At 59.3% G+C, this 11,604-nt stretch carries 12 protein-coding genes; 9 read left to right on the plus strand and 3 right to left on the minus strand.

The genetic code is table 11. The annotated features are described in order from the left end of the window. Positions 1–3: 3 nt before the first annotated feature. Entirely contained in the window at positions 4–1,143 is a 1,140-nt protein-coding gene (locus CFU_RS08645) for an SLC13 family permease (protein ID WP_014005658.1), read from the minus strand. Positions 1,144–1,324: 181 nt separating this feature from the next. Between CFU_RS08645 and htpX the strand changes: the two genes are divergently transcribed. The 8 genes from htpX to CFU_RS08685 all read left to right on the plus strand — a co-directional run bounded on the left by htpX (position 1,325) and on the right by CFU_RS08685 (position 8,638). Continuing rightward, on the plus strand, positions 1,325–2,209 hold the full coding sequence (htpX, locus tag CFU_RS08650) for a protease HtpX (RefSeq protein WP_014005659.1): 885 nt from the start codon (positions 1,325–1,327) through the stop codon (positions 2,207–2,209). Positions 2,210–2,280: 71 nt separating this feature from the next. Continuing rightward, positions 2,281–2,904: an L-threonylcarbamoyladenylate synthase gene (locus tag CFU_RS08655; RefSeq protein ID WP_014005660.1), complete on the plus strand. Its 624-nt coding sequence runs from the start codon at positions 2,281–2,283 to the stop codon at positions 2,902–2,904. Between the two features lie 132 nt (positions 2,905–3,036). Then, complete coding sequence (locus tag CFU_RS08660) at positions 3,037–3,696, plus strand: site-2 protease family protein (protein WP_014005661.1); 660 nt, start codon at positions 3,037–3,039, stop codon at positions 3,694–3,696. Between the two features lie 34 nt (positions 3,697–3,730). Further along, positions 3,731–4,933 carry a tryptophan--tRNA ligase gene (locus CFU_RS08665; protein WP_014005662.1) on the plus strand — a complete coding sequence of 401 codons (1,203 nt, stop codon included), beginning with the start codon at positions 3,731–3,733 and terminating at the stop codon, positions 4,931–4,933. 54 nt (positions 4,934–4,987) lie between these two features. After that, positions 4,988–5,554 carry a class I SAM-dependent methyltransferase gene (locus tag CFU_RS08670; protein ID WP_014005663.1) on the plus strand — a complete coding sequence of 189 codons (567 nt, stop codon included), beginning with the start codon at positions 4,988–4,990 and terminating at the stop codon, positions 5,552–5,554. Between the two features lie 129 nt (positions 5,555–5,683). Continuing rightward, complete coding sequence (gene dapA, locus CFU_RS08675) at positions 5,684–6,562, plus strand: 4-hydroxy-tetrahydrodipicolinate synthase (protein ID WP_014005664.1); 879 nt, start codon at positions 5,684–5,686, stop codon at positions 6,560–6,562. Between the two features lie 52 nt (positions 6,563–6,614). Then, on the plus strand, positions 6,615–7,793 hold the full coding sequence (gene bamC / locus CFU_RS08680) for an outer membrane protein assembly factor BamC (protein WP_014005665.1): 1,179 nt from the start codon (positions 6,615–6,617) through the stop codon (positions 7,791–7,793). A gap of 68 nt (positions 7,794–7,861) precedes the next feature. Continuing rightward, the gene (locus tag CFU_RS08685; protein WP_014005666.1) at positions 7,862–8,638 is read left to right on the plus strand and encodes an MBL fold metallo-hydrolase; all 777 of its coding nucleotides are present in this window, start codon (positions 7,862–7,864) and stop codon (positions 8,636–8,638) included. A gap of 89 nt (positions 8,639–8,727) precedes the next feature. Here the strand turns inward: CFU_RS08685 and CFU_RS24850 are convergent, their stop codons facing one another. After that, complete coding sequence (locus CFU_RS24850; RefSeq protein ID WP_041741578.1) at positions 8,728–9,042, minus strand: hypothetical protein; 315 nt, start codon at positions 9,040–9,042, stop codon at positions 8,728–8,730. A 608-nt stretch (positions 9,043–9,650) separates the two neighbouring features. After that, on the minus strand, positions 9,651–10,772 hold the full coding sequence (locus CFU_RS08695; protein WP_050808519.1) for a cupin domain-containing protein: 1,122 nt from the start codon (positions 10,770–10,772) through the stop codon (positions 9,651–9,653). Positions 10,773–10,949: 177 nt separating this feature from the next. Between CFU_RS08695 and CFU_RS08700 the strand changes: the two genes are divergently transcribed. After that, positions 10,950–11,492 carry an FKBP-type peptidyl-prolyl cis-trans isomerase gene (locus CFU_RS08700; protein ID WP_041743166.1) on the plus strand — a complete coding sequence of 181 codons (543 nt, stop codon included), beginning with the start codon at positions 10,950–10,952 and terminating at the stop codon, positions 11,490–11,492. Positions 11,493–11,604 lie beyond the last annotated feature (112 nt).

An 11,604-nucleotide genomic window follows, 5' to 3' on the forward strand; every position in this document is an offset into this window, starting at 1 on the left:
CAACTAAGCCAGCAGCAGCCAGGCAATCAAGGCCGATATCCCAAGGAAGGGGAAGGAGTACAGGTGGAAGCGTAGCCAGAGATGGCGCTCCGGCGCCATGCGCAGCGCGATGATGTTGGCCAGCGAACCGATCGCCAGGCCGAAGCCGCCGGCGTTGACGCCGTATGCAATCACCTTGTAGGCCTCGGAATAATTGACCAGCAGGATGGTCGCCGGAACATTGCTGATGATCTGGGAGCCGAGCAGGGCGGTCATGAACAATTCAAGTTGGGAAAAATGCGGAATCGCCGCTACCCAGTCCTGGATGACATGCAGCTGCGTCAGCAGGCGGATGTCGATGAACATCAGGATGAAGACCAGGATCAGGCTCCAGTCGACCTTGGCGATGATCTCCCGGCAAAACAGCAGCGCCGCAGCTGCCACGCCAAGCAGGCCCCAGCCTGGATGGCCCAGTTCTACCGAAGCCACGAACGCCAGGTAGAGCAGCCCGCAGGTCCGCAACAGCCCGGCCCGGTAGGAAGCCGGATTGTCTTCCAGTTCGGCGTGTATGGTTTGTCTGGGGAAGCAGAACCAGGTCGCCAGCAGTAATAGTAAAAAAATCGCTAGCGCCAGCGGCGCCATCTGCCAGGTGAAGCTGGCGAAGGACAGGTGCGAGCGCTGCCAGAGCAGGATGTTTTGCGGGTTGCCGATCGGCGTCAGCATGGAGCCGGCGTTCACCGCCAGCGCTTCGAAGATCACCAGGCGGCCGATCGGCAAGCCGCTGATGCCGCCCAGGCCGACCGTCAGCGGCACCATGATGAACAGCGCGATGTCGTTGGTCAGCACGGTGGACAGCAAGGCCGACGCCGACACCAGGAAGATGGCCAGCAGGCGTTCCTGCTGCAGCCGGTTGATGATGGTGCGTCCCAGGTGTTCCAGGTAGCCGCTGACTTCGATGCCCTTGGTCAGCAGCAGCATGCCGGCCAGCGTGGCGATGGTGTTCCAGTCGACCCAGTTGCGGTATTCCGCCAGCGGCTGCGGCGAGGCAATCGAGAGGATTATCGCGATGACCAGCAGCAGATGCATCAGCCGGTCGCGCAGGAATGGCTGGCAGATTTGCTGGATGAAAGATGGTGCCGTGGCTGACTCAGTGGTTGCATGCATGGATGTTTGTGGAGATATGGCGCAGATAGCTTGTTTTTGTTGTGAAAAAATTATGCAAATGTGATGTTTTACGAGGCGGACTGTCTGGCATAATTGCTTAACAGCCAGAACCTGCGCCCTTGAAATTTGCGGCGGCGACCTTATTTTAAATGCACTTCCTTCCCATTCCGGAGTTTTCTACATGAAACGTATTTTCCTGTTCCTTGCTACCAATATCGCGGTGATGGTTGTGATGAGCATCGTGCTGTCGCTGCTGGGCGTGGACCGTTTCCTCACGCGCAGCGGCTTGAACCTGCCGATGCTGATGGTGTTTTCGCTGGTGGTCGGTTTCACCGGCTCGATTTTCTCGCTGCTGATCAGCAAGCAGATGGCGAAATGGTCGACCGGCGCCCGCATCATCACCACGCCTTCCAATTCGACCGAGCTGTGGCTGGTGGATACGGTGACCAAACTGGCGCAGCGCGCCGGCATCGGCATGCCTGAGGTGGCAGTGTATCAGGGCGATCCGAATGCGTTTGCCACCGGCGCGTTCAAGAACTCGGCGCTGGTCGCGGTGTCCACCGGCCTGCTGGAAAGCATGACCAAGGAAGAAGTGGAAGCGGTGCTGGGCCACGAGATCGCCCACATCGCCAACGGCGACATGGTGACCATGACCCTGATCCAGGGCGTGGTGAATACTTTTGTGGTGTTCCTGTCGCGCGTCATCGGTTATGCTGTCGATCGCGCTTTGTCGCGCGGCAATAACGACGGTCCCGGCATCGGCTATATGGCCACCGTGCTGGTGTCGCAGATCGTGCTGGGCATAGGCGCATCGCTGATCGTCGCCTGGTTCTCGCGCCACCGCGAATTCCGCGCCGACGCCGGCTCCGCCAAACTGTTGGGCAGCGCCTTGCCGATGCAGAGGGCGCTGGCAAGGCTGGGCGGAGTCGAACCGGCGACATTGCCGGAATCGATGGCGGCGCTGGGCATCAACGACAAGCCGGGTTTCATGGCGCTGTTTTCCAGCCATCCGCCGATAGAACAACGTATAGCTGCATTGCGCGATCCGCAGGCAACAGCCTTGTAATTTTAATTTGCATGCAAGGCGGCGCCAGTCTTCGGGCTGGCGCCGTTTTTCATTTTTCAGAAGATTGAGCCATGAGCCAGTTTTTCCAGATCCATCCGGATAATCCGCAGCTGCGCCTGATCAAGCAGGCGGTGCAGATCATCCAGTCCGGCGGCATTGTCGCCTTGCCGACCGACTGCTGTTATGCGCTGGTCTGCCAGCTCGACAACAAGGATGCGGTAGAGCGCGTACGGCGTATCCGCGGCGTCGACGACAAGCATCATCTGACGATGCTGTGCCGCGACCTGAGCGAGATTTCACTGTACGCCAAGGTCGACAATCGCCAGTTCCGCCTGCTGAAAAGTGCAACACCGGGCGCTTACACCTTCATCCTGGAAGCGACCAAGGAAGTGCCGCGCCGCCTGAGCCATCCGGCGCGCAAGACCATCGGCCTGCGCGTGCCGCAGCACAGTATCGTCAACGCCGTGCTGGAAGAGCTGGGGCAGCCGCTGATCGGCACCACCTTGATCCTGCCGGGCGAGGAGCAGGCCCTGACCGATCCGGACGAAGTGCGCAGCCAGCTGGAAAAGCAGATCGAACTGGTGATCGACGGCGGCGCCTGCAGCCTGGAGCCGACCACGGTGATCGACCTCACCAGCGATGAGCCGGAGCTGATTCGCCAGGGGCGCGGCGACGCCGGCCTGTTTGGCTTGTGAGCCTGTGAGGCGATACACCGGCGCTTTGCCGTGCTTGTCTTTTTGTAATTTTCTGCCTGCGATACAGTCCGATACAGTTCTTTTGCCAGATGCTGCCTCGGGCTTTAACGCCCCTCTGATAGAATCCCGCCCATGAATGATCTTATCCAAACCGTCGCCGTCTATGCCTTGCCCGTGCTGTTCGCCATTACGCTGCACGAAGCCGCACATGCCTACGCCGCCAAGTATTTCGGCGATTCGACCGCCGCCATGCTAGGCCGCATGAGCCTCAACCCGATCAAGCACATCGATCCTTTCGGTACTATCCTGATTCCGATACTGCTGTATTTTTCCACCGGCGGCGCCTTCCTGTTCGGCTACGCCAAGCCGGTGCCGATCAATTTCGGCCAGTTGCGCAAGCCCAAGCGCGACATGGCCTGGGTGGCGCTGGCGGGGCCGGCGGCGAATTTCGTGATGGCGCTGATCTGGCTGCTGGTGCTGATCGCCCTGGCGGCGTTCCAGGTGCAGGAAGATTTCTTCGCCTTGATGGCGCGCGCGGGCATCCTGACCAACCTGGTGATGTTCGCCTTCAACTTGTTTCCGATCCCGCCGCTGGATGGCGGCCGCATCTTGACCAGTTTGCTGCCCAACAAATACGCTTATAAATTTGCCCAGATCGAGCCTTACGGTTTTTTCATCGTGATGGGCCTGGTGCTGCTGAAAGTATTATATTTCTGGATGACGCCGGTCATGGCGATTGCCCGTACTGTCCTGCAATGGATAGTGTCGCCGCTGTTATTCTTGTTAAACTGAATTGTCCCCCCTTTTCTGACCGCTCATACTGACTATGTATCCTGACCGTGTTGTTTCCGGCATGCGCCCCACCGGCGCCTTGCACCTTGGCCACTACCACGGCGCCCTGAAAAATTGGGTAAGGCTGCAATCCGAATTGCCTTGCCTGTTTTTTGTCGCCGACTGGCATGCGCTGACCACGCACTACGACGATCCCAGCCTGATCGAAACCAGTACCTGGGACATGCTGATCGACTGGCTGGCGGCTGGGGTCGATCCCTCGCAGGCGACCCTGTTCATCCAGTCCAAGGTGCCGGAGCATGCCGAACTGCACCTGCTGTTGTCGATGGCGACGCCGCTCGGCTGGCTTGAGCGGGTGCCGACCTACAAGGACCAGCAGGAAAAGCTGGCCGACCGCGACCTGGCGACCTACGGTTTCCTCGGTTACCCGCTGCTGCAGGCCGCCGACGTCCTGATCTACCGCGCCAGCCAGGTGCCGGTGGGCGACGACCAGGTGCCGCATATCGAAATGATGCGCGAAATCGCGCGCCGTTTTAACCACCTGTACGGCAAGGAAAAGGGTTTTGAAGAAAAGGCGCAGGAAGCCGTCAAGAAGCTCGGCAGCAAACGCGCCAAGCTCTATAACGAACTGCGCACCGAATTCCAGCAGCAGGGCAGCGAAGATGCGCTGGGGCAGGCCAAGGCCATGCTGGACGACGCCCAGAACCTGTCGATGATCGACCGCGAGCGCCTGTTCGGTTTCCTGGAAGGCAGCCGCAAGCTGATCCTGTCGGAGCCGCAGGCGTTGCTGACCGAAGCCTCGCGTTTGCCGGGGCTGGACGGGCAGAAGATGTCCAAGAGTTATGGCAATGCCATCGCCCTGCGCGAGGACAAGGATGTGCTCAGCAAGAAGGTGCGCACCATGCCGACCGATCCGGCGCGGGTGCGCCGCACCGATCCCGGCGATCCGGACAAATGCCCGGTGTGGCAGTTCCATGTGGTGTACTCCGACGATGCCACCCGGCAGTGGGTCAGCAAAGGCTGCCGCAGCGCAGGCATTGGCTGCCTCGAATGCAAGCAGCCGGTGATCGACGCCATCGTCAAGGAACAGGAACCCATGCACGAGCGCGCCCAGCAATACCTGGACGATCCGTCGCTGGTGCGGGCGATTGTGGCGGATGGCTGCGATCATGCGCGCAAGCTGGCGCAGGATACGATGCGCGACGTGCGCGAAGCGATGGGGCTGAGCTACAGTTGAGCGGCCTTCAAATCGGATCAATTCAATCGATAAATTGACAAGAAACGGGCTAGCGTGTCGATAAATCCGGTTTCTCCGTGGATCAGCCGCTTTGGCGGCCTGATACCGGCCGGCCTTGTGCTGGACCTGGCGTGCGGCAACGGCCGCCATGCCGCATGGCTGGCGCAGCGCGGGCTGGAGGTGCTGGCGGTCGACCGCAATCCCGAGCTGCTGGCGGAGATAGGGGCGCCCGGTGTGGCCACGCAGCAGGTCGACCTCGAAAACGGTCCCCCGGAGCCGCTCTCGGCCTTGTTCCAGCCGCAGCGCTTCAGCGCCGTGGTGGCGACCAACTACCTGCACCGGCCCCTGTTTCCCCTGATATTGTCGAGCATGGCGCCGCAGGGCATCCTGCTATATGAAACGTTTGCTGCCGGCAATGAACAATTTGGCAAGCCTTCCAGTCCCGATTTCCTGCTGCAGCCCGGCGAATTGCTGGCCTTGCTGGCGGCCGACCGCGCCGGCAACTGGCATGTGCTGGCTTTCGAGGACGGTTTCGTGGAACAGCCGAAACCGGCCATGGTGCAGCGCATCTGCGCCGTCAAGCAAGCCGGCGGCCTGGCGACAACCCTGCGGATCGGATGAGGAGTCCGGCGCAGCCTACGGGTGGGTTACTATTCGGCAACTGTATTTGTAACCTGTTTTACAAGCGGAAATACCCACAGCCACTATGATCCGCTACAATCAGTCTTTTATTTTTTCGCATTCACGATCATGATCAAGGGCAGCATTGTTGCAATCGTTACTCCCATGCATACCGACGGCAGCCTCGACTTGCCAGGTTTGCGCAAGCTGATCGACTGGCATATCGCGGAAGGGACCGACGCCATCGTTATCGTCGGCACTTCCGGCGAATCGCCGACAGTCACGGTGGAAGAGCACTGTGCCCTGATCAAGCTGGCGGTCGACCATGCCGCCAAACGGATTCCCATCATCGCCGGCAGCGGCGGCAACTCCACCGCGGAAGCGATCCAGCTGACCCGTTTCGCCAAGGAAGCCGGCGCCGACGCTTCGCTGCAGGTGGTGCCTTACTACAACCGGCCGACGCAAGAAGGCATGTACCAGCATTTCAAGAAGATCGCCGAATCGGTCGACTTGCCTATCATCCTGTACAACGTGCCGGGCCGCACCGTGGCCGACATGAGCAACGAGACCATCCTGCGCCTGGCGCAGGTGCCGGGAATCATCGGCGTCAAGGACGCGACCGGCAATATCGGCCGCGGTTCCGACCTGATCCGCCTGGCGCCGCCTGAATTCGCCGTGTATTCCGGCGACGATGCGACCGCCATGGCGCTGATGTTCTGCGGCGGCAAGGGCAATATTTCGGTGACCGCCAACGTCGCTCCGCGCGACATGCACCTGCTGTGCGTTGCTGCAATGAACGGCAATGTCGCCGAAGCTGTCAAACTGAACAACAAACTTTTGCCGCTGCATAATAAATTATTTGTTGAGCCGAATCCTTTGCCTGTGAAATGGGCTCTCACAGAGATGGGCATGATGTCCGACGGAATCCGTCTGCCATTGGTGCCGCTGGCCGCCGAGTACCATGCAACGGTACGGGCGGCGCTGCGTGAATCGGGTGTATTACAATAAACTGCGCTGACAGGCGTTTCCATTTCTCTCGTTTTTTTGATCCTGTATCCACATGACTATTCGCAAGAACATTTCATCGACTCAAATCAGTCTCACACAACGTGGCGTTGTCATCGCTTTGGCGCTCGCCGGTCTGGCAGGATGTTCGTCGATCGGGTCGGTGCTTGAGCCGGATCGCATCGATTACAAAAGCGCAGGCAAGGTGACGGCGCCGAAACTGGATATCCCGCCTGACCTGACCCAGCTGCAGCGCGAGAATCGTTATGCGATTCCTGAATCGAACGCAGGCACCGCCACCGCTTCCGGCTACAACCTGGAGCAGGGCGTGACGCGCCCGGCCGAAGCTGCCGCTGCCGTGGCACCGAACGCCGCGCCGGACATGCATATCGAGCGCGACGGTTCGCAGCGCTGGCTGGTAGTCAAAGCCACTCCTGACAGCCTGTGGCCTAAGGTCAAGGATTTCTGGCAAGACTCGGGTTTCCTGATCAATGTCGAAAATCCGGAAACCGGCGTGATGGAAACCGACTGGGCGGAAAACCGCGCCAAGATCCCGCAGGATTTCGTGCGCAATACGCTGGGTAAAGTATTCGACTCCCTGTATTCGACCGGCGAACGCGACAAGTTCCGCACCCGCCTGGAGCGCGGACCTAACGGCACCACCGAAATCTACATCAGCCACCGCGGCGCGGAAGAAGTGCTGTCCGGCGCACAGAAGGAATCGAGCATCTGGACTGCACGCGCTCCGGATCCGCAGCTGGAAGCAGAATTCCTGTCGCGCCTGATGGGCCGCCTCGGCAACGACGAAGTGAAAGCCAAGGCCGCGGTTGCCAATGCGCCGTCGCTGCAAGCGCGCTCCAAGCTGGTCAAGAACGCTGCCGGCGATTACGTGCAGGTCGATGAAGGTTTCGACCGCGCATGGCGCCGTGTCGGCCTGGCGCTGGACCGCGTCGGCTTCACCGTGGAAGACCGCGACCGTACGCAAGGCCTGTACTTCGTGCGCTACGTCGACCAGGACGCCGACGCCAAGGACAAGAAATCGGACAAGGGTTTCTTCGCCAGGATGTTCAGCAGCTCGGATAGCGACAAGGCGAAGAATGCAGCCAGCTATCGCATTCTGGTCAAAGGCTCCGACACCGGCAGCCAGGTCGCAGTGCTGAACAAAGAAGGCAAGCCTGAACTGTCGAAAACTTCCGACAAGATCCTGGCCCTCTTGAACGAACAGCTGAAGTAAGCTGAAGTTCAGCTGTTAAGCAGTCGTAAAAAAGCAATGCGGCCGTCTTCCTGTCACCAGAGCTACCCTTGAAATTCGCAAGTCTGGGTAGCGGCAGCGAAGGCAACGCATTGCTGATTTCAGCAACGTCAGGCAGCACCGCCACCAACGTGATGCTTGACTGCGGCTTCGGCATCCGGGAAACCGAACGCCGGCTGGCCCGCCTGGGCCTGGATGGCGCCGCGCTCTCCGCAATCATCGTCACCCACGAACACCAGGACCATATCGGCGGCGTTTTCAAATTCGCCCGCCGCCATCGCTTGCCTGTGTGGCTCACCTACGGTACTTACCAAGCCTTGCGCCAGGACAGCGCGGCCGATGTCGCGGTCAGTTTTTGCCGCGACGGCGATGCCTTTGCCATCGGCGATCTGCAATTGATTCCCTACACGGTCCCGCATGATGCGCGCGAGCCGGTGCAGTACGTCGCCACCGACGGCGATCGCCGGCTAGGCGTGCTGACCGATGCCGGCAAGCTGACCGAGCACCTGGTGCAAGCCCTGGGCGGCAGCGATGCGCTGGTGCTGGAATGCAATCACGATCGCCAGATGCTGAAGGATTCGGCGTATCCGCCGTCGCTCAAGCGCCGCATAGGCGGCGAATACGGCCATCTGTCGAACGAGGCTGCGCGCGAAATCCTGGCGGCGCTGGATCAGTCGCGTTTGCGCATGGTGGTTGGCGCGCACCTGAGCGCCCGCAACAACCTGCCCGAGCTGGCGTATGCGGCGCTGTGCGGCGCCCGCTGCAGCGAATCGGTGGAGGTGACGATAGCGTGCCAGGAAGAAGGCTTTGGCTGGGTGGAGATGTAATGCCGGAAGGAGCGCGGGAGATATTTACCCGATGTGACGGGCAAGAAAAAAGCCGACCCAGGGGTCGGCTTTTTTTAAGCAACCAATGATTACTTGGAGGCAGCAGGTGCGGCAGCAGCTTTAGCAGCGTCAGCAGCAGCGTCAACAGCTGTGTGAGCAGCATCAGCAGCAGCGGAACCAGCGGCAGCAGCAGCGGAACCAGCAGCAGTTGCAGCGTCAGCAGCAGCCGAACCAGCGGCAGTTGCAGCAGCAGCAGCGTCGGATGCAGCGGATGCAGCAGCGTCAGCAGCAGGAGCAGCAACGGATGCTGCAGGAGCAGCGTCAGCAGCAGGAGCTTCGTCTTTTTTGCCGCAAGCAGCCAGAGTCAGAGCCAACAGGGATGCGATCAACAGTGTTTTTTTCATGAATGTTCCTTCAGTAGTAATCAAAAATTTTGCGATGAATAATTACCGGTAATTATCGCTCTACAGGATGTTTTCGCAGTGCTTTGCCGGGACTGCGCATCGCGATGCAACAAAAACTTTCCAGCTCAGAATTATAGCTGGAATTTGTTAAATATGACATTAACGGTTTGCTATTTGGTAAGAATTTGTATCAATGCAACAGCGCTTCCGCATGTCCGGGTAAACGCTGCTGTCTTGGCGGTGACAGGCGGCAGCTAGACATGCCCGGTTTGTCGTTGCACGCGCATTTGCCGTCGTTGCGCGACTAGTCGCGGCAAATGCACATGAATATCCACTTTCGGTGAGTTATTTGTTAAATAATGTGAATTACAAATAATATTTATACAAACCGGATTAAATATTAACTTCGCTATTTGTTTTATTATTAATGGCATTAAAACAAAGTTATATTTATTCTATATCGGAGTTTTAACTCTGCAGGGCCAGCCATGCCCACGCGTGACCATAATAACTGGGGTACGTGTCAGCGCGGCACCGGAATCGCATGGACACGGTATGAGTTCACGCGTGGGCAAAAGAGCCTGCCCACCCTACGCGCATTCCCGCACTCAGCCGAGCGTAATCCAGCCGTCTTCGTACCAGGTGTAGAGCGCTTCCAGCACATCGGTGGAAACCTTGGCGGCGGCTTCGCTGTCGAGCCGGCGCTGGTCCGCCAGCAATGTCAATGAGGCCTTGTCGGCGCGGCCGGCAGCGAACGATTCGCCGTTGATGAAGACATGCTTGCCGCGATACAGCATCTGGGTCTTGCGCGACAGCGCTACGCCGCGCTTGTTCAATGCAACCGTAAAACGCGCCAGGGTCAGCGGCCGCGGCGGCGATTCGAAAAACACGCTGGCCTTGGGTTCGGACAGATACTCGCCGACGAAAATCGCGATATCGTCTTCCGTGAAGCGCACCTTGTTGAGTTCGTCGGAGATTTGCGCCAGCATGCCAGCGTCGATTTCAGCCGGATGCTTGCTGGCTTGCAGGTCCGGGTCGGCGTAACGCCCCGGCAGGTCGATCGAATCGGCCATGAACTGCAGGAAGGCTTCGCCCAGTTCCTGGAACGGCGGCGCGCGGAAGCCGATCGAATACGTCATGCATTCGCCGATCGCGGTGCCGTCGTGGGCGTATTGCGGCGGCAGGTAGAGCATGTCGCCCGGCTCCAGGATGAATTCCTGCTCCGGTTTGAAGTTCTTGAGTATCTTCAGCGCGCTGCCTTCGACCAGGGTCAGGTCCTGGGTAGCGCCGATTTTCCAGCGCCGCTGGCCGTGGGCCTGCAACAAAAACACATCGTAGGAGTCAAAGTGCGGACCGACGCCGCCGTTGTCGGTGGCGTAGCTGATCATCAGATCGTCCAGCCGGGCATCGGGGATGAAGCGGAACTGGCGCAGCAGGGCGTCGGCGCCGTCGTCGTGCAGGTTGACGCCTTGCACCAGCAGGGTCCAGTCTTTCTGCGCCGTGCTCGGCAGTTCCGAGGCTGGGCCGTTGCTGACTTGCCATTGCTGTTTGAAATGGGTCACCAGGCGCGATTCGACGTCGTCGCGCCGGGCCAGCTCAAACAAGGCGTCGGGCGACAGCAGGGGAATGAAGCCGGGCAGGGCCTGGCGGATCAGCAGGGGTTTTTTGTGCCAGTAATCGCGTAAGAATTGCGCGGGCGACAGGCCGCCCAGTAATGTGGAATTTTTCATGCCGCCATTATATCGGGTTGCATGCCGTAAAATTGAGAGCTGCAATCTGGATTCGGCACGCATTCAAGGCGGCGCAAGCGGTCTGGATGGGCTTAGTGCGTAATTTTTTGCTATCTCGGCAAGACGGGGCCGTTCCGGCGGGTATAATCCGAACGCATGTTAATGAAAGGAATGATCATGAAGATTGCCAAAAATACGGTAGTGACTGTACGCTACAAATTGTCAGATGCCCAAGGCAATCTGATCGAAGAAAGCAGCGAACCGATGGTGTATTTGCACGGCGGTTACGAAAACACGCTGCCGAAAATCGAAGAAGCACTGGATGGCAAGGAAGTCGGCTATCAGACCGAACTGCAGGTTGAGCCGGACGACGCGTTCGGCGAATACGATTCGAACCTGGTCAAGATAGAGCCGCGCAACCGCCTGCCGACGCCGCTGGAAGTCGGCATGCAGTTCGAGGGCACGCCGGACAACGAGGATGAAGAAGAACAGGCATTGATTTTCACGGTGACCGATATCGCCGATGACAAGGTTGTGCTGGACGGTAATCATCCGCTGGCCGGGATTGCCCTGCGTTTCGACCTGAGCGTGACGGAAGTCCGCGCCGCCTCGGAAGAAGAAGTCGCCCATCAGCACGTGCATGGCGCCCATGGCCACGACCATGACGATCATGACGACGATGGCGCTGACGATCATTTCCGCAGCCATCCTATCCACTAAGCGCGTAGGGTGGGCACGCCTTTGTGCCCACGCGTGAACTCACCCCACCTACATGCCTGTTTCGGCGCTGCTTGAGTCCGCTCTCCGGCTATCACGGTCACGCGTGGGCACG

This window comes from Collimonas fungivorans Ter331 (assembly GCF_000221045.1).
Lineage (GTDB): Bacteria > Pseudomonadota > Gammaproteobacteria > Burkholderiales > Burkholderiaceae_D > Collimonas > Collimonas fungivorans_A.

What these genes read in the sequence shown, in the direction of transcription:
- CFU_RS08645 (WP_014005658.1), bottom strand. Translation starts at nt 1,143, where the DNA reads ATGCATGCAACCACTGAGTCAGCCACGGCACCATCTTTCATCCAGCAA.
- htpX (WP_014005659.1), top strand. Translation starts at nt 1,325, where the DNA reads ATGAAACGTATTTTCCTGTTCCTTGCTACCAATATCGCGGTGATGGTT.
- CFU_RS08655 (WP_014005660.1), top strand. Translation starts at nt 2,281, where the DNA reads ATGAGCCAGTTTTTCCAGATCCATCCGGATAATCCGCAGCTGCGCCTG.
- CFU_RS08660 (WP_014005661.1), top strand. Translation starts at nt 3,037, where the DNA reads ATGAATGATCTTATCCAAACCGTCGCCGTCTATGCCTTGCCCGTGCTG.
- CFU_RS08665 (WP_014005662.1), top strand. Translation starts at nt 3,731, where the DNA reads ATGTATCCTGACCGTGTTGTTTCCGGCATGCGCCCCACCGGCGCCTTG.
- dapA (WP_014005664.1), top strand. Translation starts at nt 5,684, where the DNA reads ATGATCAAGGGCAGCATTGTTGCAATCGTTACTCCCATGCATACCGAC.
- bamC (WP_014005665.1), top strand. Translation starts at nt 6,615, where the DNA reads ATGACTATTCGCAAGAACATTTCATCGACTCAAATCAGTCTCACACAA.
- CFU_RS24850 (WP_041741578.1), bottom strand. Translation starts at nt 9,042, where the DNA reads ATGAAAAAAACACTGTTGATCGCATCCCTGTTGGCTCTGACTCTGGCT.
- CFU_RS08695 (WP_050808519.1), bottom strand. Translation starts at nt 10,772, where the DNA reads ATGAAAAATTCCACATTACTGGGCGGCCTGTCGCCCGCGCAATTCTTA.
- CFU_RS08700 (WP_041743166.1), top strand. Translation starts at nt 10,950, where the DNA reads ATGAAGATTGCCAAAAATACGGTAGTGACTGTACGCTACAAATTGTCA.